The organism is Thermomonas flagellata, from assembly GCF_022419185.1.
Classification (GTDB): domain Bacteria; phylum Pseudomonadota; class Gammaproteobacteria; order Xanthomonadales; family Xanthomonadaceae; genus Thermomonas; species Thermomonas flagellata.
Genome location: NZ_JAJOZK010000008.1, coordinates 20623 through 45163 on the forward strand (window position 1 = coordinate 20623; position 24541 = coordinate 45163).

The window sequence follows — 24541 nt, forward strand, 5'->3', positions numbered from 1 at the left end:
GCGCGCGGATGTTGCGGTGCGCCATCGGCTGCCTATACTGCGCCGGTCGCGGCCGCGGCCGCCCCGAACGCCGGTTCCCCGCATGCACCTGACCCTGCTCAAGGCCAAGATCCACCGCGCCAGCGTGACCCATGCCGAGCTGCACTACGAGGGCTCGTGCGCGATCGACGGCCACCTGCTGGATGCCGCCGGCATCCGCGAGTACGAGCGCATCGAGATCTACAACATCGCCAACGGCGAGCGCTTCGCCACCTATGCCATCCGCGGCGAAGAGGGCAGCGGGGTGATCTCGGTCAACGGCGCCGCCGCGCACAAGGCGAACGTGGGCGACCTGATCATCATCTGCGCCTACGGCCAATGCGACGAGGCCGAGGCCGCCGCGTTCCGTCCGCGGCTGGTGTACGTGGACGCCGGCAACCGCATCACCCATACCCAGCACTCGCTGCCGCGGCAGGCGGCCTGAGATGGCGCGCGAGGCGGCCCTGGCCGCGCTGCGCGCCGAGGCCGCGCGGCTGGCCCCGGTCCATCTGCGCACCCTGATCGCGCAGGATCCGGCGCGCGCGGACGACTTCGCCCTGCAGGTCGGCCCGCTCTACGCCAGCTTCGCCCGCCAGCACTACGACCGCCGTGCGCTGGAAGCGCTGTTCGCGTTCGCGCAGGCGTGCGACCTTGCCGGTGCGGTGCGCCGCCAGCAGGACGGCGAGATCGTCAATCCCAGCGAGGGCCGTGCCGCCCTGCACACCGCCCTGCGCGGGGACGTGTCGCCGGCGCCGGTGGCGCGCGCCGCGCATGCGCAGGCCCTCGCCGCGCAGGCGCGGATGGCGGCGCTGGTCGAGCAGGTCCAGGCCAGCGGCGTGACCGACGTGGTCAGCATCGGCATCGGTGGGTCCGACCTCGGGCCGCGGCTGGCGGTGGACGCGCTGGCGCCGCGCGCGCCGCGCCTGCGCCTGCATTTTTTGTCGAACGTGGACGCCCACGCCGCCGAGCGCGTGCTGGCCGGGCTGGACCCGGCGCGCACGGCGGCGGTGGTGATCTCCAAGACTTTCACCACCCAGGAAACCCTGCTCAACGGCCGCCTGGTGCGCGCCTGGCTTGGCGATGACGCGCGCCTGTATGCGGTCAGCGCCAGCCCCGGGCGGGTCGCCGCCTTCGGCATCCCGCCGGAGCGCAGCCTGCCGATGTGGGACTGGGTCGGCGGGCGCTATTCGCTGTGGTCGGCGGTGGGCCTGCCGATCGCGCTGGCGCTGGGGATGGAGGGCTTTCGCGCGCTGCTGGCCGGCGCCGCGGCGATCGACCGCCACGTCCGCGAGGCGCCGTTGCGCCAGAACCTGCCGGCATGGCTGGCGCTGACCGCATTCTGGAACCGCAACCTGCTCGGCCGTGCGACCCAAGCGGTGCTGCCCTACGACGAGCGCCTGCGCCTGCTGCCGGCCTACCTGCAGCAGCTGGTGATGGAGAGCCTCGGTAAGTCGGTGCGACTGGATGGCACCCCGGTCGCGCTGGACACGGTGCGGGTGTGGTGGGGCGGCGTCGGCACCGACGTGCAGCACAGCTTCTTCCAGGCCCTGCACCAGGGCACCCAGGTGGTGCCGGCCGACTTCATCGGCGTGCGCCAGGCGGCGCATGCGCATGCCGGCCACCACCGCGCGCTGCTGGCCAATCTGCTGGCGCAAGGCGAAGCGCTGGCGAACGGCCAGCCCAGCGACGACCCGCACCGCGCCTATCCGGGCGGGCGGCCGAGCAGCCTGTTGCTGCTGGACCGGCTCGATCCGGGCGCGCTCGGCGCCCTGCTGGCCTTGTACGAGCACGCCACCTACCTGCTGTCGGTGCTGTGGCAGGTCAATGCGTTCGACCAGTTCGGGGTGGAGCTGGGCAAGCAACTGGCGCAGCGGCTGCTGCCCGCGTTGCAGGGGCAGGACGCCGGCATGCCCGACGACCCGGTGACCCGCGCCCTGCTGGCGCGCCTGCGCGGGGACTGAACCGCGCCGCGCCGGCGCGCGCGGATGGCGAAAGTTTCATCCTCGGCCAAGCCGGCTTTAACACGCGCTGCCGATACTCGCGCACGACTCGATGACGGCCGCACGGCCGGGGATGGCGCCGTTGGAACACCCGACCCAGCAGGACATCGCGCCGGCCGCGCTCGCGGTCGAGGCCGCGCCGCTGCCGCTCGAGGCCGCGCCGGCGCGGCCGTGGGCGCGCGTGCAGGCCTGGGATGCGCGCTGGCCGCTGCTGCTGCCGCTGCTCGGCTACCTCGGCCTGCGCCTGTGGCTCTTGGCCGGGACCAAGCTCAATTCCGACGAGCCGCAGCACCTGCACGTGGTGTGGGCATGGACGCAGCAGGCGCTGGTGCCCTACCGCGACGTGTTCGACAACCACGTGCCGCTGTTCCACATCCTGCTGGCGCCGTGGCTGCGCGCGCTCGGCGAGCGCGCCGACGTGCTGCTGTGGGCGCGCGCGCTGATGCTGCCGCTGGCGCTGGCGAGCGTCGCCCTGACCGCCTGGGTCGGGCTGCGCCTGTGGGGGCGGCAGGTGGCGCGCGGCGCCGTACTGGTGCTGATGGCGGTCTCCGCCTACAGCCTGGTCGCGGCCGAGTTCCGCGCGGATGCGCTGTGGGGGCTGGCCTGGATCGCGGGGCTGGCCGCGCTGCTGCTGGGGCGCTGGCGGCCGTGGCGGGCCGGCCTGGCCGGGCTGTGCATGGGCATCGCCCTGATGACCTCGCTCAAGACCGTGCCGCTGCTGCTGGCGCTGGGCGCGGCCGCGGCTTGGACCTGGTGGCAGTGGCCGGCGCAGGACCGCCCGCCGGCGGCGGTATGGCGGCAGGCGGCGAGGTGGTGGCTGGCCGGGCTGCTGCTGCCGGTCGCGGTGGTGCTGGGCATCGTGTACCAGCGCGGCGCGCTCGGCGCGATGGTCGAGGACGCGCTGCTGTTCAACCTCGGCGCGCACGTACACGAGCAGGGCACTTGGCTGCGGCTGGCGCTGCTGCCGCTGCTGCTGGCCGCGACCTTCTGGCCCTTGCGCGGCGCGCTGGCGCGCGTGCCCGTGCAGGCGCGCGCCCGGCAGGCGCGGCGCGTGCTGCTGGCGGCGACCGCGGGCGTGGCCGCTACGCTCATCCTGGGCGTGTGGCCGCTGCTGACCCGCCAGGACCTGCTGCCGCTGCTGCCGCCGCTGGCGCTGCTGCTGGCGGCCTGGTGGCATGCGCATCCGCGCAGCGGGCGCCAGCGCTGGCTGCTCGGCGCGCTGATCACCACCGCCCTGGCCTGGCAGCTGCTGTTCCACCTGCCGTGGTCGGACCCGCTGCGCGGCTACCGCGACTGGCTCGGCGCGGTGCTGGCGATCACCCGGCCCGGCGAACCGGTGCTGGATGCCAAGGGCGCCGCGGTGTACCGCCCGCGTCCGTACTTCCCGGTGCTGGAGACCCTCACCCGCGCGCGGATCGCGCGCGGCGACCTGCCCGATGGGCTGGTAGCGGCGCTGCGCGAATCGCAGACCCACGTGGTCGCGCCGCACCGTTTCACCCCGGCGGCCGAGGCCTTCGTGCGCAGCCATTACCTGCCGCTGCGCCCGGATCTGTGGGTGAGCGGGCACGAGCTGGACATCGCCGACCCGGCGCAGGGGCTTGCCTTCCCGCTGGCGATCGGCGGAGGCTACCGCCTGCTGGACGCGGAGGGGCGCGAGGTGCAGGGGGCGAGGATCGACGCACAGCCAGTGACGGGCGAGGTGCTGCTGGAGCCCGGCCGGCACCGCCTGCAGGTGCCGCAGGCCGGGCGCTACTGGCTGCTGTGGGCGCCGGCGGCTGGCTGGTGGCAGGCGCAGCGGACGCAGGCATGACCGACCCGCTGGCGCTGGGCCGCGGCGAGCGCCTGCTGGTGCTGGCCCCGCATCCGGACGACGAGACCTTGGCCTGCGGCGGCCTGATCCAGCGCGTGCTGGCCGGCGGCGGCGAGGTGCGGGTCCTGTTGGCCACCGACGGCGGCAGCAATCCCTGGCCGCAGCGGCGGGTCGAGCGGCGCTGGCGGCTGGACCCGGAGGCGCCCGCGCGCTGGGGCGCGCGCCGGCTGCAGGAAGTGCGTGCCGCGCTGGCCTGCCTAGGCGCTGCGGAGAGCACCCTGCAGCCGCTCGGCTGGACCGACCAGGGCCTGACCGCGGCGCTGCTGGCCGACGCCGGGGCGCTGCAGGCGCGGCTGCAGCGGGAGGTGGAGGCGTTCGCGCCGAGTATGGTCGCCTATCCGCATGTGCGCGATCCGCACCCGGACCATGCCGCGCTCGGGTTGCTGATGGAAGCAGCGCTGGCGGGCACCGTGGCGCCGCTGCGCGCACTCGGTTACCTGGTGCACGGCCCGCCGCCGGGCGCGGCGGCCGACGCGGCGTTGACCCTGAGCGAGGACGAATTCGCGCGCAAGCGCCGCGCGGCGTTGGCCCACTGGACCCAGACCCGCTACGGCGAGGCCTACCTGCTGCGGCTGGTGCATGCGCGCGAGGTCTTCCTCGCGGCGCGGCCGTGGCCACCGGTCGCGCAGGCCGTGCTCGCCTGGGACTGGAAGGGGCGCTGGCCGCTGGCGGCGCGCTTCACCCCGGACATCGCCTGGCTGTGGCAGGACGCGCATGGCCGCCTGCACGGCGCGCGCCTCGACGCGGCCGCGATCGCCGCGCGCGGCGGCGGCCTGCAGCGCGGGCTGCGGCGGGTACGGCTGCAGCTGCCGGTCGATCCGGCGCGGGTGCGTGCGGCCTGGGCGCGGCCGCTGGGGCCGCACCGGCTGGTGGTCTACGACGCGTTCGGCTGGCGCGCGGCGGCCTGATCCGCGCGCGCCGCGTGCCGGGCCAGCGCCCAGGCCACGTGTTCGCGCACCAGCGGCGAAGGGTGGTCGCGGCGGCTGGCCAGCGCGGCCAGCACGGCCGGCGTGGTCGGCGCGTTGCCCAGCGCGACCGCGAGGTTGCGCAGCCAGCGCTCGTGCCCGCTGCGGCGGATCGCGCTGCCCTCGGTGCGGCGCAGGAACTCGTCCGCGTCCCAGGCGAACAGCTCCGCCAGCGTGGCCCGGTCCAGCCCGTTGCGGGCGCGGAAGTCGGGTTCGTCGGTGCGGCGCGCGAACTTGTTCCATGGGCACACCAACTGGCAGTCGTCGCAGCCGAAGATGCGGTTGCCGATCAGCGGGCGCAGGTCCTCGTCGATCGGGCCGTCGTGCTCGATGGTGAGGTAGGCGATGCAGCGGCGTGCGTCCAGCCGGTAGGGCGCGACGATGGCCCGGGTCGGGCAGATGTCGATGCAACGCGTGCAGCTGCCGCAGTGCGCGCTGGCCGGCGGGTCCACCGGCAGTGGGATGTCCACGAACAGCTCGCCGAGGAAGAACCAGCTGCCGCCGTCGCGGTCGATCAGGCAGGTGTGCTTGCCGATCCAGCCCAGCCCGGCGTTGCGCGCCAGCGCGCGTTCCAGCACCGGCGCGGAATCGGTGAAGGCGCGGTAGCCGAACGGGCCGATCTCGGCCTGCACCTGCTCCGCGAGTTTCTGCAGGCGGTTGCGCAGGAGCTTGTGGTAATCGCGGCCCAGCGCATAGCGGGCGACATAGGCGCGCTCGCCGTCGGCCAGCGCCTGCCATGCCGCGTCCGGGTCCTGGCCGTAGTCCAGCCCGACGCACACCACCCGCAGGGTACCGGGCTGTAGCGCGCGCGGATCCGCGCGCAGGTCGGCGTGGCGCGCCATCCAGTCCATCCCGCCGTGCTGGCCGCGTGCCAGCCAGTCGCGCAGGTGAGCGATGTCCTCCGCGGACAGCTGCACATCGGTGATCCCCACCCGCTGGAAGCCGGCCGCCTGCGCCAGCGCGCGGATGCGCGCGGCGAGCGCGTGCGGATCGGGCGCTCCGGGGCCGGGCGCGTGGGGCGTGGGCGAGGGCGCGGTCGCCATCGGGCCAGTATAGGCAGCCGCGCGCTACGGCCGCTGCGTGCCCGCAGCGATGGCGAACACCGCGTGCGCCGCGCATCCGGCCGGCGGCACAGGCATTGCCTACAATGCCCGGATGCACAGTCCCGTTCCCCTGCACGACTCGGCCGGTGTGCGTGCGCTGGAGGCGCGCGCGATCTCCGATGCCGGCGGCGATCCCGGGGTGCTGATGGAACGCGCGGGGCAGGCCGGCTGGCGCCATGTGCTGGCGCATTGGCCGCAGGCGGGGCGGATCGCGGTGGTGTGCGGCCCGGGCAACAACGGCGGCGACGGCTATGTCCTGGCGCGGCATGCGCACGTGGCCGGGCGCGTGGTGCAGGCCCTGGCCGCGGCCGAGCCGCGCAGCGCACCGGCGCGCGCCGCGCGCGAGGCCTATGCGGCGGCCGGCGGTGCGTTCGCCGAGGCCCTCGGCGAGGCCGACCTGATCGTGGATGCGCTGTTCGGGATCGGCCTGACCCGCGCGCCGGAGCCGGCGCACGCCGCCCTGATCGCGGCCATCAATGCGCACCCGGCGCCGGTGCTGGCGCTGGACGTGCCGAGCGGGATCGATGCCGGCCGCGGCAGCGCGCCGGGCGCGGCGGTGCGCGCGGCGCGCACCCTGCAGTTCCTCGCCCGCCACCGTGGCCTGTACACCGGCCCGGCGCTGGACCATGTCGGGCAGATCGCGCTGGACACCCTCGCGGTGCCGCCGGCCGTGCTGGAGGCCGTCCCGCCGGCGGCCCTGGGCTATGCCGCCGATGCCCTGGCCGGGTTCCTGCCGCCGCGCGCGCGCGACAGCCACAAGGGCCGCTACGGGCATGTCCTGTGCATCGGCGGCGATGCCGGCGGCGGCGGGGCGATCGCCCTGGCGGCGGAGGCGGCGCACCGGGTCGGGGCGGGGCTGGTGAGCGTCGCCACCCGCGGGCTGCACGTGCCGGGCCTGCTCGCACGGCGGCCGGAAACCATGGCGCACGCGGTGGCCGAGGTCGCCGACCTGCTGCCGGCACTGGAGCGCGCCAGCGTGCTCGCGATCGGCCCCGGTCTCGGCCAGGCCGCGTGGGGCCATGCGCTGCTGGCGGCCAGCCTCGGCCAGCCACTGCCGAAGGTGCTGGATGCCGACGCGCTCAACCTGCTGGCCGCCAATGCCTGGCCGGTGGCGCCCGGCGATGTGCTCACTCCCCATCCGGGCGAGGCCGCGCGCCTGCTCGGCACCACTGTCGCCGAGGTCCAGCGCGACCGTTTCGCCGCCGCGGCCGCCCTGCAGGCGCGCTACGGCTGCAGCGTGGTGCTCAAGGGCGCCGGCAGCGTGGTGGTCGCCGCCGGGCAGCTGCCCGCGGTGGTCTGCGCCGGCAACCCAGGCATGGCCAGCGGCGGCATCGGCGATCTGCTGGCGGGCGCGATCGCCGGCCTGCTGGCGCAGGGGCTGGCGCCGGCGCAGGCCGCCCTGGCGGGCACCCTGCTGCATGCGGCCGCCGGCGACGCCGCGGCGGCCGAGGGCGGCCCGCGCGGGCTGCTGGCGACGGACCTGCTGCCCTGGCTGCGCCGGCTGGCCAATCCGGAGCCGCGGGCATGAGCGCGCCTGCGCCTGCGGATGCCGGCGGCCGGGTGATCCTGCTGCCGGAGCCGGCCGCCACCGAGGCTCTCGGCCGCGGGCTGGCCGCCGCACTGCCGCCACAGCCGGTGGTGGTCTACCTCGAGGGAGACCTGGGGGCCGGCAAATCCACCCTGGCACGCGCGCTGCTGCGCGCGCTCGGGGTCGGCGGCACCATCCGCAGCCCGACCTACACCCTGGTCGAGCCCTATGTCCTCGCCGATGGTGGCGAGGCGCTGCATCTGGACCTGTACCGGATCGCCGATCCCGGCGAACTGGCCTATCTCGGCCTGGACCCCGGGGCGGCGCGGCTGTGGCTGGTGGAATGGCCTCGGCGCGGGCAGGGCCTGCTGCCGCCGGCGGACCTCGCCATCGCGTTGGAACTCGCCGGCGACGGCCGGCGCGCGCGCCTGCAGGCGCACTCCGCGGCGGGACGGGCGTGGCTGGGGGCGCTGCAGGCCGCTGGCGGGGAGGGCGCAGGGGGCTGAAACCGCAGCTTGCCGCGCGCTTCTCGCCACGTGGGCGAGGAATCCCCTCCAGAGCGCGGATTTGCAAGGAAAAATGGCTTGCAACCCGGCGCTGGCGATGGTTTACTCCCGGCATGCGCGCGCAGGGGACCCGCATCCACGGCCTGTTGCTGGCGGCGATGCTGCTGGCGGGGCTGCCCGCGGCGGCCGCCGAGATCCAGCAGGTGCAGGTGCAGAGCGGCCCGACCGGGACCCGCGCCGAAATCCAGCTGGATGCGCCCGGCCCGTACCGCCTGCTGCACTTGCAGGCGCCGGAGCGGCTGGCGGTCGATTTCAGCGCCAGCCGGCTGGCGCGCGGCCTGCGCCTGTCGGGCCCCGCCGGCAGCGTGCGCGGCGTGCGCAGCGGGCAGCCGCAGCCGGGCACGGTGCGGATCGTGTTCGACCTGGCCGCCAGCGCGCGGCCGCTGCCGCCGCGGCTGGAGCAGGGAACCGATGGCGCGCGGCTGGTGATCGAATGGCCGGGCGATGGCCCGGCACCGGCCGCGGCGGAGACTGCCCCGGCGACCGCGCCTGCCGCGCCGCGCGCGCCGGATCCGATCGCGGTGTTGGCTGCCGGCCTGCCGGCTGCGTCGGCATCCGCACCCGACCCGGCGCCGCGGCCGGCGCCCGAGCGCGCCGCGGGCGAGGTCGCCGCGATCGCTGCCGGCACGCCCGCCCCCGCGGCGGTATCCGTCCCCGCACCCGCCGCGAGCGCACGCACGGCGACGGCCGCGGAGGCGGGCGACGGCCCGTCCCCGCCGGTGCCCACGGCGCCGCTGCCGGCCGGCACCCGGCCGCTGGTGATCGCGATCGACGCCGGCCACGGCGGCCAGGATCCGGGCGCCCGCGGCCCCAACGGCACCCGCGAGAAGGACGTGACCCTCGCGATCGCGCGCGAACTGGCGCGCCAGGTCAATGCGACCCCCGGCATGCGCGCGTTCCTGACCCGCGAGGACGACTACTTCATCCCGCTTGAGCAGCGCGCGCGCAAGGCCAGCGCGCACAAGGCCGACATCTTCATCTCGATCCACGCCGACGCCGCCGAGAACCGCGGCGCGCGCGGATCCTCGGTCTACATCCTGTCCACCCGCGGCGCGTCCTCGCAGCGCGCGCGCTGGCTGGCGGACAAGGAGAACGCCGCCGACGTGATCGGCGGCGGGCGGGTGCGGGTGGCCGACAGCACCCTCACCTCGGTCCTGCTGGACCTGACCCAGAGCGGCAACATGAAGGCCTCCGAGGACGCCGCCGGGCACGTGCTCGGCGGCCTGCGTCGGGTCGGCAACGTGCACAAGCACGAGATCGAGCGCGCCAACTTCGCGGTCCTGCGCACCTCCGACAAGATGCCGGCGATGCTGGTGGAGACCGCCTTCATCTCCAACCCGGAGGAGGAGAAGCGGCTGGCCGACCCCGCGTTCCAGCGCCTGCTCGCCGGCGCGATCCTGGACGGGGTGGACCGCTACTTCACCCGCCAGCCGCCGCCCGGCACGCTGTATGCGCTGCGCGCCCGCGCGCGCGAGCAGGGCGGCTACGCCAGCGCCGCCGGCGGCAGCCCGTAGGCACCGGTCGCGCGTACGGCTCGGCCTGCGCGGGCCGGCGCTACACTTGTCGCGGTGACGACCCGCGCACTGCCCACGCCGACCCCCGCCAGCATCGCGGCCGCGCCAACGCACGCGGCGGCCGCGGCATGAGCATCCGCCCGCTGCCCGAGGTGCTGGTCAACCAGATCGCCGCCGGCGAAGTGGTCGAGCGTCCGGCCTCGGTGGTCAAGGAACTGGTCGAGAACGCCCTGGACGCCGGCGCGCGCCGGATCGACATCGACCTCGAGGACGGCGGCATCCGCCTGATCCGCATCCGCGACGACGGCGGCGGGATCGCGGCGGAGGAACTGCCGCTCGCGGTCAGCCGCCACGCCACCAGCAAGATCGCTTCGCTCGAGGATCTGGAGGCGGTGGCGACCCTCGGCTTCCGCGGCGAGGCGCTGCCCTCGATCGCGGCGGTCAGCCGGTTCCGGATCGCCTCGCGCCAGGCCGCGGCCGCGCACGGCGCCGAACTGCGGATCGACGGCGGGCGGGCGGGCGCGGTGCAGCCGCAGGCGCATCCGCCGGGGACCACGGTGGAGGTGCGCGACCTGTTCTACAACGTGCCGGCGCGGCGCAAGTTCCTGCGCGCCGAGCGCACCGAACTGATGCACATCGAGGAGTGGCTGCGCACGCTGGCGCTGGCGCGCTCGGACGTGGAGCTGCGGGTCAGCCACAACGGCAAGCCGTCGCGGCGCTGGAAGGGCGAGGGCGACCTGCTCTCGGAAGCGCGCCTGCACGAGGCGCTGGGCGCGGAGTTCGTGCGCAACGCGCTGCGCATCGAGCACGCCGGCGCCGGGCTGCGCCTGCACGGCTGGATCGCGCAGCCGGCCTACCACCGCGCCAGCGCCGACCAGCAGTACCTGTACGTCAACGGCCGCAGCGTGCGCGACCGCAACGTCGCCCACGCGGTGCGCCAGGCCTACAGCGACGTCCTGTTCCACGGCCGCCACCCGGCCTACGTGCTGTTCCTCGAGCTCGATCCGCGCGGCGTCGACGTGAACGTGCACCCGGCCAAGCACGAGGTGCGTTTCCGCGAAGCGCGCCTGGTCCACGATTTCGTCTATCGCAGCCTGCATGCCGCGCTGGCGGAGACCCGCGCCGGCCGCGTGCCGGTGCCGGCGCTGCCCGCCGAAGCGCCGCGCGCGGCCCCGCCGCCGGCGCCGCAGCAGGGGCAGATCGGGCTGCGGGTGGCGGAAGCGCCCGCGGCCTACGCCGCCCTGTACGCACCGCGCGCAGCGGAGCCGGCGGTCTCCGCGCCGCCGGCAGCGACGCTGCCGGCCGACGCGGCGGGCGGCATGCCGCCGCTGGGCTTCGCCATCGCCCAGCTGCATGGCATCTACATCCTGGCCGAGAGCGCCGAGGGCCTGGTCGTGGTGGACATGCACGCGGCGCACGAGCGCATCGGCTATGAGCGGCTCAAGGCCGCGCACGACGGCGAGGGCCTGCGCACCCAGCCGCTGCTGGTGCCGCAGCCGGTGGCGGTGTCCGAGCGCGAAGCGGAGCTCGCCGAGCGCGAAGCCGGCACCCTGGCGCAGCTGGGGTTCGAGGTGCAGCGCAGCGGCCCGCAGTCGCTGCTGCTGCGCAGCGTGCCGGCGCTGCTGGCGGACACCGACGTCGAGGCATTGCTGCGCGACGTGCTCGCGGACCTGCGCGAGCATGGGTGCAGCGCGCGGGTCGGGGCGGAGCGCGACACGCTGCTGGCGACCATGGCCTGCCATGCCGCGGTGCGCGCGCACCGCCGGCTCACGATCCCGGAGATGAACGCCCTGCTGCGCCAGATGGAGGCCACTGAGCGCTCCGGGCAGTGCAATCATGGGCGCCCGACCTGGGCCCGGTTCTCGCTGGCGGAGATCGACAAATGGTTCCTGCGCGGACGCTGACGCTGGTCCTGCTCGCGCTGGTGCTGCTCGCGGCCTGCCGGCGCGACGCCGGCGTGGATGCCGCGGCGGAGGCCGCGCGCGCCCGGGCGCAGGCGCAATTCGACGCCTCCGAGCAGGCCTGGCGCGCGCAGCGGCGGGCCGAACTGACCCGCCCGGACGGCTGGACCAGCCTGGTCGGCCTGCACTGGCTGGAGCCGGGCACCCACCGCGTCGGCCGCGACACCGACAACGGCATCCGCCTGCAGATGGGGCCGGCGCACCTGGGCGTGTTCACCGTGGCCAAGGGGCGGGTGAGCTTCGTCGCCGACGTGCCGGTCACCCTCGACGGCCGCCCCGCGCGCGGCGGCGTGCTGCGCAGCGATGCCTCGCCGGCCGGGCCGAGCGTGATCGGGTTCGACGACGGCCAGGGCCAGGCGCTGGTGATCGCGCGCGGTGATCGCCTCGCACTGCGGGTGCGGCATGCGCAGGCGCCGACCCGGCTGGGTTTCGCCGGGATCGCCTACTGGCCGGGCGGACCGCAGTGGCGGATCCCGGCGCGCTTCATCGCGCACGATCCGGTGCGCACACTGCCGGTGGTGGACATCACCGGCAACACCCAGCCGATCCGCAATCCCGGCGAAGTGGAATTCCGCATCGCCGGCACCCCCTACCGCCTGCAGGCGCTGGACCAGGGCGAGGGCAGCCTGTTCCTGGTGTTCGCCGACCGCACCAGCGGCCACGGCAGCTACCCGGCCGGGCGCTTCCTGGACGCGCCGCTGCCGGATGCCAAGGGCCGCCTGGTGCTCGACTTCAACCGCGCCTACAACCCGCCGTGCGCGTTCACCCCGTTCGCGACCTGCCCGCTGCCGCCGCCGGAGAACCGGCTGGACGTGGCGATCCGCGCCGGCGAGATGGCCTACCACCCGCGTGCCGATGCCGCCACGGCCACCGCCACCGCTGGAGACGCGTCCCGATGAGTCCGCTGCGCCACCTGCTGCTGGCCGCGCTGTGCGGCCTGGCCCTGCTGCTGCGCCCGCTGCCGGCCGGCGCCCAAGCCACGGCGAGTGCGCCCGCCGCGTCGGCGCCGACCGGCGCTGCCGCGGACGCGCGGCGCCCGCTGCTGTGGCAGGTCCGCCATGGCGACCAGGTGCTCTACCTGCTCGGCAGCTTCCACCTGCTCACGCCGGAGGACGCGCCGTTGCCGGCGGAGACCGAGCGCGCGTTCGCCGCGGCGCAGACCGTGGTGTTCGAGATCGCTCCGGCGGAGATGGACGCCCCGGACGCCGCCGCGCGCGCGCAGGCGTACATGGGCTACGCCGACCCCGGCCTGCACCTGTCGGCGGTGCTGCCGGCGGCGACCCGCGAACGCCTGCAGACCCTGGTGGCGGCCAGCGGCGGCTCGCTGCAGGCGCTGGAGCCGCTGGAGCCGTGGGCGGTCAACCTCGGGCTGGTGCTCGGGGTCACCCAGCAGCTCGGCTTCCGCGCCGACCTCGGGCTGGACCGCCAGCTGATGGCGCGCGCGGCGGCGGCGGGCAAGCCGACCGCGGGGCTGGAGAGCCTGGACGCGCAGATGCAGGCGCTGGACGCCGCCCCGCTGGACGAGCAGGTGCGCGCGCTGGACGAGTTCGTGCAGGACCCGCGCAAGGCGGTGCAGCAGGTGCAGGAGCTGCACGCGTGGTGGCGCGCCGGCGACGTCGCCGCGCTGGATGCGCACATGCGCGAGGACCTGCAGCGCAAGAGCCCGCAGACCTACCGCCTGCTCGACGTGCAGCGCAACCTGGCCTGGCTGCCGCAGCTGGAGGCGCGGCTGCAGGCGCCCGGCAGCGGCACCACCCTGGTCGTGGTCGGTGCACTGCACCTGCTCGGGCCGGACGGCCTGGTCGAATTGCTGCGCGCGAAGGGCTACGCCGTCGAGCGCGTGTGCGATGCCTGCGCCGCCCCGGGCGCGCCCTGAGCGATCGCGGAGCGATTGCTGCCAAGCGATTGCCGGCGGCAGCTCAGCCGCCGGCGACGGTCACGATGCAGTCCACCGGGCAGGCCGGCAGGCACAGGTCGCAGCCGGTGCACAGCGGTTCGACCACCACGTGCATCGCGCGCGGCGCGCCGATGATGGCGTCCACCGGACAGGCCTGGAGGCACTTGGTGCAGCCGATGCAGTCGGCCTCCACGATCCGCACCACGTGCGCCGGCGCCTGCGCGCCGCGCGCGCGGTCGTAGCGCACGGCGGCCACGTCGGGCATGCCGAGCACGTGCGCCAGCGCGCGCGCGCCGGCATCGCCGCCGGGCGGGCAGCGTTCCGGTCCGGCCTCGCCGCGCGCCATCGCCTCCGCATACGGGCGGCAGCCGGCGAAGCCGCACTGCCCGCACTGGGTCTGCGGCAGTAGGCGGTCGAGGCGCTCGATGAGGTCGGAGAGCCGGCGATCGGTCATGGCCGGGATTCGTCGTCGGGGATGCCGCGTTCGCTTCCGCGAATGTCCCCCGATGCCGGCCGCTGGCCGGCATCTCCTCCTCGAGTTCGCTGCAGCGAACGCGGCATCCCCGTGTGGGGGGCAGGCCGTGCCCGGTACGGATGCATCGGAGGTGGCAACGTGGCCGCGGAGGGGCAGAACGGAATCAGCGCACCGGCATCCCGGGCTGGGCGCCGGCATCGGCATCCAGCAGGAACAAGCCGCCGCCATCGAACCCGGCCGAGAGGATCATCCCCTCGCTCACGCCGAAGCGCATCTTGCGCGGGGCGAGGTTGGCGATGAACACCACGTGGCGGCCGACGAGCTTGTCCGGTTCGCCATAGCTGGCGCGGATGCCGGAGAAGATCTGGCGCTGGCCGAGTTCGCCGGCATCCAGCAGGAAGCGCAGCAGCTTGTCGCTGCCCTCGACGAAGCCGCATTCGAGCACCTTGCCGATGCGCAGGTCGAGCTTGGCGAAGTCGTCGATGCCGACGGTCGGCGCAGCGGCGGGTGCGGCAGCGGCGGCGGGCTTGTCCGGGGTGGGCGCAGTGGTGGCCGCGGGCGCGGCGAGGCTGTCCTTGGAGGCGGCGATCATGGCGTCGATCTGCTTGGGGTCGATGCGGGTGAACAGCGGCGCGTAGGGCTGGATGCCGCGCGCCAGCAGCGGCGCCTCGAGGTCGCTCCAGGCCAGCACCGGCGCGCCGAGGAACGCACACGCCTGGGCGCTGGTGCGCGGCAGCACCGGCGCCAGCGCGGCGGCCAGCACCCGGAACAGGTTCAGGCCCTGGGTGCAGACCGCCTGCAGCTCGGCCTCGCGCGCAGGGTCCTTGGCGAGCACCCACGGCTTGACGTCGTCGATGTACTTGTTGGCCTCGTCCGCCAGCGCCATCACCTGGCGGATCGCGCTGGCCGGGTCGTTGCGCTCGTAGGCCTCGCGCACCGGTTCCAGCGCGGCGAGGAAGCGCCCGTAGCGCTCCGGCTCCGGCAGCGCCGCGGCCAGCTGGCCGGCGAAGCGCTTGTCGATGAACCCGGCGCAGCGGCTGGCCAGGTTCACGAACTTACCGACCAGGTCGCTGTTCACCCGCGCCACGAAGTCGGCGAGGTTGAGGTCGAGGTCGTCCACCCCGCCCGCGGACTTGGCCGCGAAGTAGTAGCGCAGCGCCTCCGGATCCAGCCCGGCATCGAGGTAGGTGCGCGCCAGGATGAAGGTGCCGCGCGACTTGCTCATCTTCGCGCCGTCCACGGTCAGGTAGCCGTTGACGTGCAGGCGGGTCGGCGCCCGGTGCCCGCTGCCGTGCAGCACCGCCGGCCAGAACAGGCCGTGGAAGTTGACGATGTCCTTGCCGATGAAGTGGTGCAGCTCGGTGTCCGCCTCCGCGCCGGCGCGCACGAAGGCGTCGAAGTCGAGGCCGGCGCGCTCACACAGCGCCTGGAAGCTGGACAAATAGCCAATCGGCGCGTCCAGCCAGACGTAGAAGAACTTGCCCGGATGGCCCGGGATCTGGAAGCCGAAGTAGGGGGCGTCGCGCGAGATGTCCCAGGCGCGCAGGCCGCCTTCGGCGTCCAGCCATTCCATCAGCTTGGCCTTGACCCCGGGCACAGCGACATCGCCTGCCAGCCACTGGCGCAGGAACGCGGCGAAGTCCGCCAACTCGAAGAAGAAGTGCTCAGACTCGCGCAGCTCCGGGGTGGCGCCGGAGACCGCGGATTTCGGGTCCTTGAGGTCGGTCGGCGCGTAGGTGGCGCCGCAGACCTCGCAGTTGTCGCCGTACTGGTCCGGAGCGCCGCACTTCGGGCAGGTCCCCCTGACGTAGCGGTCGGGCAGGAACATGCCCTTGGCCGGGTCGTAGAACTGGGCGACGCTGCGCCGGCGGATGTGGCCGCCGGCCTCGAGTGCGGCGTAGATCGCCTCGGTCAGCGCGCGGTTGCCGGGCGAGTGGGTCGAATCGTAGTGGTCGAAGGCCACCCCGAACGCGGCGAAGTCGCGCTCGTGCCCGGCCTGGATCGCGGCGATGAAGGCCTCGGGCGTGGTGCCGGCCTTCTCCGCGGCCAGCATGATCGGGGTGCCGTGGGTGTCGTCGGCGCAGACGTAATGCACCGTGTCGCCGCGCATGCGCCGCGCCCGCACCCAGATGTCGGCCTGGACGTAGCCGACCAGGTGGCCCAGGTGCAGCGGGCCGTTGGCATAGGGCAGGGCGTTGGTGACGAGCGCGGGTCGGGACATGGGCGGCAGGATCGCGGGGGCGCGCGATTATCGCACGCGCCCGCGCGCCGCCCGGAGCGGCGAACCCCCGGCCGGCCGGGGGTTCGCGTGCGCTGCCGCGGTGGCGTCCGCGCGGTCAGTCCACCCGCACCCAGGTCGCGGTGCGGCAGATGAAGGCCACGCAGCCCTTGATCTCCAGCTTCTTACCACCGTCGATCAGCTTCACCGACTTGGCGTTGAAGTGGCGGTCCTCGGACGGCTTGTAGCCGTCGCCGCTCCAGCCGCCGTCCTTGTTCGGCTTGAGGTTGGACAGGGTGACGATGCCGACGAAGGGCTTGTCCTTGTACGGGCCGCTGCATTCGCTGCAGGTCGCCGGCAGGCCGAGGTTCTCGACGATCTTGGCCGCCAGCGTGCCGTTCTTGGCGGCATAGACCTCGGTCACCGTCATCGGCTTGCCGGTCTTGTCGTCCAGCGTCCGCCATTTGCCGATCGGCGAATTGGCATGGTCCTGCGCGCTGGCCGCGAAGGCGAGGCCGGCGAGCAGTCCGGTGAGCATCCACTTGCGCATGTGTGTGTCCCCTCCCAGGGCGCAACCGGGTGCGACATGCACCCGCGGTGGCGTTATACCGCCATTCGCCGGCGTAGGGAACGCATGCGCGGCGATGGACGGCGTGCGTTCACGCGCGATGGGCACCCGGCCGCGGGCTGCGCGGGCCAGGTCAGCGCGATGGCGGTTTGGAGGCAGGCGGATTCGGCGCGGCAGGCGCCGCGTCCGGCACCTTCTCCGCCTCGCCGACGCTGACCCGCCCCGGGCGCAGCTCGGTCCAGTACTCGTCCTGCCATTGCCGGTACTGCACGGGATCCCAGAAGCGGGTGGCGTAGAACTGGCTGCCGTCGATCGACCCGTAGCCGGGCACGACGATCTCCATCGCGCTGGTCTGCGACCCCAGCCGGCTGCCGGTCAGGCGGTTGCGCTCGCGACGCAGCACCTGTGCCAGGCGCGGCTCGGCCGCGGCATCGCCGTATTCGGCCTGGACCGCGCGCCCGCGCGCCAGCGCCTGGCGGCGCTCGTCCTCGCTGAGCTGGCTCCAGTAGTAGTCGCGCTTTTGCGAGAAGAAGCGGTAGCCGCGCTCGGCCGCCAGATCCATCCAGATCAGGCCGAGCACGCGGTCCTGCGGCACGCCGGTGCCGTCCCAGTACATCTCGCCGACCACCGCCTGCGACGGCTTGTCGCCATACCACGCGGCGCGGCGGAAACGCTCCAGCGCGCGCGGGTAGTCCTGTGCCTCCCAGGCCTGCAAGCCCTCGGTGCGGTAGCGCAGGTCGGGGTGGCCGTCGAGGAAGCCGGCGGCGACCAGCGCCTCCTGGCTGATCGGATCGGGCGCGGCGCGCTGCTGGGCGATGGCCGGCGGCGCCAGGGCGAGCGTCAGCGGCAGCAGCAGGAGGAGGGGGCGGGGCAGCGGCATTGCGTGCGATCCGGAGGCATCGAAAAGTCAGCGTAGCGCGCGGCGGATGGCCGGCGGCAGCGTCGAAGGTCATGCCGCACGGCGCTTGCCCGATGCCATCTGGCGCGGACACGGTGCGCGCCCGCGGGCGGCACCCGGCCGCGGCCGCAAAAACGAAGGCCCGGCAGAACCGGGCCTTCGTGGCAGCGCTTGGCGATCGCCCGCTTAGAACTTGAAGTCCACGCGGGTGTAGAAGGTACGGCCGAGCAGGTCGTACTGGGTCGCGAACGCCGGGATGTTGCCGTAGCGGGTGGCCACGCCGCTGGAGATCATCGGCGGATCCTTGTCCAGCACGTTCTGGATGCCGAACAGCACCGACCACTTGGGCTGGTTGTAGCGCACCGAGACGGTGTGGTACAGGCGCGCCTCGGCGACGATGTCGCGCACTGCGTTGGTCCAGCCGAAGTAGGTGAAGTTCGGCGACAGGGTCAGCGACTGGGTCTTGCCGACGTACTGCATGAACCAGGTCCAGTTCCAGTCACCGCGCTTGAGGGTGGTGCGGAAGTCGCCGACCAGCTTCGGACGCCCGATCGCGCCGCGGCGCTCGGAGGTGGCGAAGCCGCTGGCCGAGGCGGTGCTGAACAGGCTCTCGAAGTCCTCCAGCACGTAGGTGGCGCGGCCTTCCATCTCCAGCTTGCCGAATCCGAAGTCGCCGTCGTAGCGGCCGAGGATGTCGTAGCCGCGCACCTTCTGGCGGTTGATGTTGACGTACTTCTGGTAGACCGTCTCGATCTTGTACGGCGCGGTCGGGTGGTTGCCCGGGTTGCGCACGAACAGGGTGCAGAACTGGTTCGGGTAGACCTCGGCGCCGTAGCAGCCGCCCAGGATGTTGGCGGCGGTCAGCTGGGCGATCTGGTCGCGCACGGTGTAGTCGAAGTAGTCCACCGCGATGCTGACCGGGATCGAGGCCGGGGTGAACACGATGCCCGCGGTCTTGGCGTTGGAGGTCTCCGGCTTGACCACGCCGGCGCCACCCTGGCTGATCACCGTGGCCGACGACGCGGCGCCCGCATAGGTGTCTGGGATGCCGGCTGCAGCGCAGTTGGCGCGCAGGTAGGTGTTGGTGCTCTGGCCCCAGTTGATGCAGGGATCGATCGCGGCCTGCGAAATGAAGCTGGACAGGTTGCCCAGGTACAGTTCGTACAGGCCCGGCGCGCGGTAGGAGGTGCCCTTGGTGGCGCGCAGGCGCACCGCCGGGATCACCTGCCAGCTCAGGCCGGCCTTCCAGACGTGCTCCCAGTTGCCGACCGAGGCGTAGTTGAAGGCGCGCCCGGACATGTTGAAGGTCAGGTCCTCGAACAGGGTCTTGCCCTTCAGGACCGGGATTTCGATCTCGCTGAAGACCTCCTTCACGTGGTCGCGGCCCTTGGTCACCACCGCCGAGCTCTGGCCCCAGAGGTCGCCGCTGCGCTCCTGCTGGCTGGGCTGGTCGTTGATGCCGAAGTTGCGGTACTCGGCGCCGATCGCCACCCCGACCGGGCCGGCCGGCAGGTCGAAGGCTTCGCCGGTCACGACCGCATTGGCGAGGTACTGGTCGTACACGGTATTACCCGTGTGCCAAGTGCCGACCGCGGCCACCAACTCTGCCATCCGCGCCCCGCTCAGGAAGCCAGGGTCGAAGTAGTTCACCAGGGGCGAGCGCCCGCCGGTCCACGGGCGCAGGTTGGGATCGATGTCACCGGACTTGGACTTGAGGATGGACAGCACGCTGTAGTCGCCGTCCGAGCGGGTGTAGGACAGGTTGGTCGACCATGCCCAGGTGTCGGTGCCGCCGATCAGGCCGTCCAGCCCGGTGCGCAGGTAGTAGTAGTTGATGCGGATCTTCTGGTCGGACGGGAACGGCATCACCGGCTGCGCAATCCCGCTCGGGACCGGGCTGGCGAAGCTGGAGCCGTCGGTATAACGGTAGGCCGACAACACCGCCGTGGTGCCGCCAGTGAGCGGGAAGAACTGACGCCAGCGGTGGGTATCGGTGCCGCGGCGGTTGTACAGGAAGTCGGTGCTCCAGTTGATCCCGCCGAAGTTGAAGTCGGCGGTGGCGAACACGCTGGCGCGCTCCTGGCGGTCGATCAGCTGCTGCTCGCCGAAGAAGTCGAAGTTCAGCACGTCCTCGAAGTAGGCCTGCCCGGTGTTGCCGGGGCCATAGTTGGCGTTGGTGCGCGGGCGGTAGCCAGGCAGCAGGCCAATGGTGTTGCCGGTCGGCGAGGGGATGTAGCGCGTGCCGGTGACTGCGTCGATGACGGTGTTCGCATACAAGTTGCCCGCACTGCAACCGCCGAGCGGGGTGCCGGCGAGGATCGAGCGGTCCTGGCGGTCGATGCGGTTGCCGCTCTGGTCCCACACGCGGTCCTGGGCGCAGCGCAGGTAATCGCGGTCGCCGAAGCGCAGCGGCTCCTGCAGGTAGTACTCCGCGGCCGCGGCGATGCTGCCGTTGCCGAAGCTCCAGCCGTTGGAGAAGGAGAAGCTGACCGTCTCGGCGCCGCCGTGCTGCGGTGCGCGCGCGGTGAAGCTGAACTCCGGCGCGCTGAAGTTCTTGCGGGTGATCAGGTTGACCACGCCGCCGAGCGCGTCCGAACCGTAGATCGACGAGGTGCCGTCCTTCACGATCTCGACCCGCTGCAGGATCGACTGCGGGATCACGTTGAGGTCGAAGGCGAGCACCTGGCCGCGGGTGCCGGCGGGGCCGGGGCGCTGGCCGTTCAGCAGCACCAGCGTGCGCTGGGCACCGAGGCCGCGCAGCGAGATCGTCTGCACGCCGGTGCCGCCCTCGACCACGAAGCCGGCGAACTGGTTGCTGATCTGGGTCGAGCCGGCGGCGACGTTGGACTTCTGCAGCATCTCCGCGGTGTTGATCTGGCCGGCATCGACGCTGACGTCGGCGGTGATCACCTGTACCGGGGCGGCGGTGTCGTACTCCAGGCGCTTGAGCAGCGAGCCGGTGACGACGATCTTGTCCAGTTCCTTCGGTTCGGCCTTCTTCTTGGCCTCTTCCTGCTGCTTGGCCTGGTCCGGGTTGGCCTGCGCGGCCTCCTCGGCCAGCACCGGGGCCCCGTACAGGCAGCCGATCATGGCGACGAACAACGGCAGCTTGCGGAGCTGCGCCCGCTGGGTGGTCTTCTTCATGGTTCCCCTCGTGGAGTGCCGGGACCCCTCCCGGCACGGTTGGTAAAACGTTAACTGAGTGTAAAGGCGGATGTCATGCGGATGCAACTATCCCCCAGGCTGTGGGTGCCGGCCGCCCCCCGGCGCGGCTCACAGCCCGCCGGAACCGCAGTCCCGGCGCAGGAACGCGTCGATCAACTCGAGGGTCTGCACCCGGTGGCGCGGGTACCAGGGCATGCTGTGCGGCATGTCCGGGATCAGCATGAACTTGGCCGGTACCTTGTCCTTGACTGCCTTGTAGAAATCCTCGGCGTGGAAGGACGGCGTGCGCACGTCGCGGTCGCCGACGAACAGCAGCACCGGGATGCTGGCCTTGGCGGTGTTCTGCATCGGATCCATGCCCTTCACCGTGCGTCCCTGCAGGATGCGCTGCAGGCGGTTTTCGCTCCACGACCAGCCCAGCTTGGCCAGATCGGTCACCGGCGCGCCGGCGATCGCGCACTTGAACGGCCCGCCGGGGCGGACCACCGCCGCAGCGGCGGCGAAGCCGCCGTAGGAATAGCCGAAGATCGCCTCGCGCTTGGGGTCGGCGATGCCCTCGCGCACCAGCCAGGCGGCGCCGTCGTCGAGGTCGTCCTGCATCTTCTGGCCCCATTCGGCGTCGCCGGCCAGCCACAGCTTGCGCCCGAGGTTGGTGGAGCCGCGGTACTGCGGGCGCAGCACGGCGTAGCCGCGCGAGGTCAGGAACGGCACCCAGCCGGTGGCGTCCCAGCCCATGTAGTCGCGCGCCCACGGCCCGCCGTGCGGCAGCACGATCGCCGGCAGGCGGCCCTGCGCCGGGGTCCAGCCGGCCGGCAGGTCGAGGATCGCAGGGATGGTCAGGCCGTCGCGCGCCGGATACTCCACCCAGCGCTGCTCGCCCACCCACTCCGGCTTGAAGTCCGGGTTGGCGCTGCCCAGGGTGACGATCCGCTTGCGGTCGAGCAGCAGGTGCCAGGCCGGCGGGTCGCGGTGGCTGGAGGTGGCAAACAGCACCTTGCCGAGGCCCTCGTCGTAGCCGAGCAGGGACACCCGCTGCCCGGGGAAGTTCTTCTCCAGCAGGGCCTGCACCGCCTTCAGCGACGGATCGACATAGGTGACCTCGACCTGCGGCCCGTCCACGGCGAAGCCGAGCACGCGGCCGAAGTTGCCCTTGTTGCGCCCGAAGATCAGGCTGGCGATCGAGTACTGCGGATGCGCCAGCAGGGGCTCGTCGTCGAACTTGCGGGTCGCCGGGTCGTACATCCACGCCTGCACCTTGTCGGAGAACAGGTCGGTGAGCACGTAGAACTTGCCGCTGGCCTCGTCGCGGCCGACGATGTCGACGGTGTAGCGCTCGCTGAGGCGGCGGGTGAGGTTCGGATGGACCACGAACTGCCCGCTCTGCGGGTCGCGGATCAGCACCTGCTGCTCGTAGTCGCCGCCGCCGATCGGTTCCAGCTGGGTACGGGTCAGCAGCTCGCCGGTGCGCGGGTCGAACAGCCCCGGCTCGCTGCGGCCGCCGCCCTTGAACAGCAGCTTGCTCTGTCCGGTGCGCAGGTTGTACAGCAGGTAGTTGCTGGCCATCGAGCCGGTGTCGAGCTGGCGGATGATGACGTTGTCGGGATCCAGCGGCAGCGTGCTCACCAGCGAGGCGGTGCCAACGAGTTCGAGGCAGCGGCGCAGCTGCTCGTCCATGTCGAGCTTGCTGGTCTTGGCCGCGAACGCCTCGTAGAACTTCTTGTGCTCGGCGTCGGTGATGTAGGTCTTGGTGACGAAGGTCTTGGTCGCGCCGGTCTGCTTGCCTTCGCCGCAGCCGCCGAGCTGGCCGGTCCACTCCTGGCGGGCCACCGCGAGGATGCGCCCGGCCTTGAGCGCACTGGCGGCGATGAACTTCATGCGGTCGGCCGAGGGTGTGATGCGCGAGCCGGCGTCGAGGTGGTCGAGATCCCAGCTGGCCAGCGCGGTGTCGCCGTCCTTGCTGCCGGGCGCGACCACCAGGGCGACCAGGGTCTTGCCGTCGCTGCTCATCGACACCGACTGCATGGCCGGGGTCTTGGCCACGACCGCGGCCGGGATGGGCTCGACGGCATGGGCCGGACGGCCGGTGAAGGCCAGGCCCAGGCATAGGACGGAAACGGCCAGCCGGCGGCCGTGGGTGGACAAAGGCATCTTGGGTCCCCTCGTGAACGTGCAATTCCCCGACACAAGCGTAGCAGGCGGCGCGCTAGCATGCACGGATGCAGACGCCCCCGGAAATCTACGCGCGCGCGGTGGACGCGCTCAACCGCGGCCAGTGGGCGCAGGCCCATGCCCTCGCCAGCGGCCTGGTGGCCCGGGTCCCCGGCCATGGCGGGGTGCACTTCGTGGCCGGAGTGGCAGCCCTGCAGTTGGAGCGCGTCCCGGAGGGGCTGCGCCACCTGCAGCTGGCGGTCCACCACAGCCCGGGGCGGCCGGACTATGCCGCGCAGTTCGCGCGGGCACTGGCGATGGCGCGCCTGACCAGGGAGTCGCTGGTCGCGGCGGATGCCGCGCTGGCGATGGGCCCGCAGGACCCGACCACGCTGGACACCCTCGGCGTGGTGTACAGCCAGGCGAACGCACACGCGCGCGCGGTCGGGCTGTTCGAGCGGGTGGCCGCGCACTGGCCGCGGCACGCGCCGGCACGCTTCAACTTCGCCACCTCGCTGACCTTCAGCGGCGCGCTGGATCGCGCCGAGCAGGAATACGAGGCCTGCATCGCCGCCGACCCCACGTTCTGGAAGGCGCACCTGGCGCTGGCCCAGCTGCGCAAGGCGACCCCGGAGCACCACCATCTCGCGCGCCTGCGCGCGCTGCTGCGGCAGGCAGCGAGTGCGGAGGCGCGGCTGTACCTCAACTTGGCGCTGGCCAAGGAGTTGGAGGACCTGGGCGAGTATGCACAGGCCTTCCGGCACCTGGTCGCGGGCAAGGCGGCGGGAGGCGAGGGACGCCGCTACACCAGCGACCGCGATGCCGCGCTGTTCCAGACCCTGCGCGCGCTGTTCCCCGATCCGGTCGATGCCACGGCCGGGGATCCCGATCCGGCGCCGATCTTCGTGGTCGGCATGCCGCGCAGCGGCACCACGCTGGTCGACCGCATCCTGTCCTGCCATCCGCAGGTGCATTCGGCCGGGGAACTGCAGAACTTTGGGGTGGTGCTCAAGCGGCTGTCGGGCAGTGCCACCCCGGAGCTTCTGGATCAGGACACCCTGCGCCGTGGCGCGGCGGTCGATCCGCGTGCGCTCGGGGAGGCCTACGTCGCCAGCACCCGGCCGGGCACCGCGGTGCGGCCGCGGTTCGTGGACAAGCTGCCGCACAACTTCCTCTACCTCGGCCACATCGCGCGCGCGCTGCCGAACGCGCGCATCGTCTGCCTGCGGCGCAACCCGATGGACACCTGCCTCGGCAACTTCCGCCAGCTGTTCGCGCAGACCAGCCCGTACTACGACTACTCGTTCGACCTGCTCGACACCGGGCGCTACTACCTGCAATTCGATGCGCTGATGCGGCACTGGCAGCGGGTGCTGCCCGGGCGCGTACTGGAGCTGCACTACGAGGCGCTGGTGGACGACCAGGAGGGCCAGACCCGGCGCCTGCTGGCGCACTGCGGACTGGAGTGGGATCCGGCCTGCCTGCGCTTCACCGACAACGCAGCGCCGGTCGCCACCGCCAGTGCGGTGCAGGTGCGCGAGCCGCTGCATCGGCGGGCGCTGGCGCGTTGGAAGCGCTACGGCCCGGCGCTGGATGGCCTGCGTGCCCTGCTGGAGGCGGCAGGCGTGCAGGTGGAGTGAGCCTGCG

General features: G+C 73.1%; 18 protein-coding genes. 11 read left to right on the plus strand and 7 right to left on the minus strand.

What is annotated here, in order from left to right; translation table 11 throughout:
• The first annotated feature begins 82 nt into the window (after positions 1-82).
• The 4 genes from panD to ML340_RS08580 all read left to right on the plus strand — a co-directional run bounded on the left by panD (position 83) and on the right by ML340_RS08580 (position 4796).
• Positions 83-463: an aspartate 1-decarboxylase gene (panD, locus tag ML340_RS08565; RefSeq protein WP_240098712.1), complete on the plus strand. Its 381-nt coding sequence runs from the start codon at positions 83-85 to the stop codon at positions 461-463.
• A 1-nt stretch (position 464) separates the two neighbouring features.
• Positions 465-1979, plus strand: coding sequence for a glucose-6-phosphate isomerase (gene pgi, locus ML340_RS08570; protein WP_240098714.1), 1515 nt, complete (start codon positions 465-467; stop codon positions 1977-1979).
• Positions 1980-2070: 91 nt separating this feature from the next.
• Entirely contained in the window at positions 2071-3828 is a 1758-nt protein-coding gene (locus ML340_RS08575; protein ID WP_240098716.1) for an ArnT family glycosyltransferase, read from the plus strand.
• On the plus strand, positions 3825-4796 hold the full coding sequence (locus tag ML340_RS08580) for a PIG-L deacetylase family protein (RefSeq protein ID WP_240098718.1): 972 nt from the start codon (positions 3825-3827) through the stop codon (positions 4794-4796). The genes ML340_RS08575 and ML340_RS08580 overlap by 4 nt, the downstream gene beginning before the upstream one ends.
• On the opposite strand, the gene queG is transcribed toward ML340_RS08580, so the two are convergent.
• Positions 4763-5896, minus strand: a complete 1134-nt coding sequence (gene queG / locus ML340_RS08585) for a tRNA epoxyqueuosine(34) reductase QueG (protein WP_240098720.1) — start codon at positions 5894-5896, stop codon at positions 4763-4765. The two genes, ML340_RS08580 and queG, sit on opposite strands and share 34 nt — an antisense overlap.
• A gap of 112 nt (positions 5897-6008) precedes the next feature.
• Between queG and ML340_RS08590 the strand changes: the two genes are divergently transcribed.
• From ML340_RS08590 to ML340_RS08615, 6 genes are all read left to right on the plus strand, one after another.
• Positions 6009-7484: an NAD(P)H-hydrate dehydratase gene (locus ML340_RS08590; RefSeq protein WP_240098722.1), complete on the plus strand. Its 1476-nt coding sequence runs from the start codon at positions 6009-6011 to the stop codon at positions 7482-7484.
• Positions 7481-7990: a tRNA (adenosine(37)-N6)-threonylcarbamoyltransferase complex ATPase subunit type 1 TsaE gene (gene tsaE, locus ML340_RS08595; protein WP_240098724.1), complete on the plus strand. Its 510-nt coding sequence runs from the start codon at positions 7481-7483 to the stop codon at positions 7988-7990. The genes ML340_RS08590 and tsaE overlap by 4 nt, the downstream gene beginning before the upstream one ends.
• Positions 7991-8103: 113 nt before the next feature.
• Positions 8104-9564: an N-acetylmuramoyl-L-alanine amidase gene (locus ML340_RS08600; protein ID WP_240098726.1), complete on the plus strand. Its 1461-nt coding sequence runs from the start codon at positions 8104-8106 to the stop codon at positions 9562-9564.
• Positions 9565-9692: 128 nt separating this feature from the next.
• A complete protein-coding gene (gene mutL, locus ML340_RS08605; protein ID WP_240098728.1) occupies positions 9693-11468 on the plus strand; it encodes a DNA mismatch repair endonuclease MutL in 1776 nt (591 codons plus the stop codon).
• Complete coding sequence (locus ML340_RS08610) at positions 11447-12424, plus strand: DUF1684 domain-containing protein (protein ID WP_240098730.1); 978 nt, start codon at positions 11447-11449, stop codon at positions 12422-12424. Before mutL ends, ML340_RS08610 begins: the two co-directional genes overlap by 22 nt.
• Positions 12421-13401: a TraB/GumN family protein gene (locus tag ML340_RS08615; protein ID WP_240098732.1), complete on the plus strand. Its 981-nt coding sequence runs from the start codon at positions 12421-12423 to the stop codon at positions 13399-13401. Before ML340_RS08610 ends, ML340_RS08615 begins: the two co-directional genes overlap by 4 nt.
• 43 nt (positions 13402-13444) lie before the next feature.
• Here ML340_RS08615 and rnfB read toward each other — a convergent pair whose 3' ends face one another.
• The 6 genes from rnfB to ML340_RS08645 all read right to left on the minus strand — a co-directional run bounded on the left by rnfB (position 13445) and on the right by ML340_RS08645 (position 22894).
• A complete protein-coding gene (gene rnfB / locus ML340_RS08620; protein ID WP_240098734.1) occupies positions 13445-13876 on the minus strand; it encodes an Rnf electron transport complex subunit RnfB in 432 nt (143 codons plus the stop codon).
• A gap of 184 nt (positions 13877-14060) precedes the next feature.
• Positions 14061-16118 carry a methionine--tRNA ligase gene (gene metG / locus ML340_RS08625; RefSeq protein ID WP_240098736.1) on the minus strand — a complete coding sequence of 686 codons (2058 nt, stop codon included), beginning with the start codon at positions 16116-16118 and terminating at the stop codon, positions 14061-14063.
• Between the two features lie 115 nt (positions 16119-16233).
• Entirely contained in the window at positions 16234-16665 is a 432-nt protein-coding gene (locus ML340_RS08630) for a DUF2147 domain-containing protein (protein ID WP_240098738.1), read from the minus strand.
• 151 nt (positions 16666-16816) lie between these two features.
• On the minus strand, positions 16817-17563 hold the full coding sequence (locus tag ML340_RS08635) for an SEL1-like repeat protein (protein ID WP_240098740.1): 747 nt from the start codon (positions 17561-17563) through the stop codon (positions 16817-16819).
• Positions 17564-17767: 204 nt separating this feature from the next.
• On the minus strand, positions 17768-20725 hold the full coding sequence (locus ML340_RS08640) for a TonB-dependent receptor plug domain-containing protein (RefSeq protein WP_240098741.1): 2958 nt from the start codon (positions 20723-20725) through the stop codon (positions 17768-17770).
• 129 nt (positions 20726-20854) lie between these two features.
• The gene (locus ML340_RS08645) at positions 20855-22894 is read right to left on the minus strand and encodes an alpha/beta hydrolase family protein (RefSeq protein ID WP_240098742.1); all 2040 of its coding nucleotides are present in this window, start codon (positions 22892-22894) and stop codon (positions 20855-20857) included.
• A 68-nt stretch (positions 22895-22962) separates the two neighbouring features.
• Here ML340_RS08645 and ML340_RS08650 point away from each other — a divergent pair, with 68 nt between their 5' ends.
• Positions 22963-24534, plus strand: a complete 1572-nt coding sequence (locus ML340_RS08650) for a tetratricopeptide repeat-containing sulfotransferase family protein (RefSeq protein ID WP_240098743.1) — start codon at positions 22963-22965, stop codon at positions 24532-24534.
• Positions 24535-24541 lie beyond the last annotated feature (7 nt).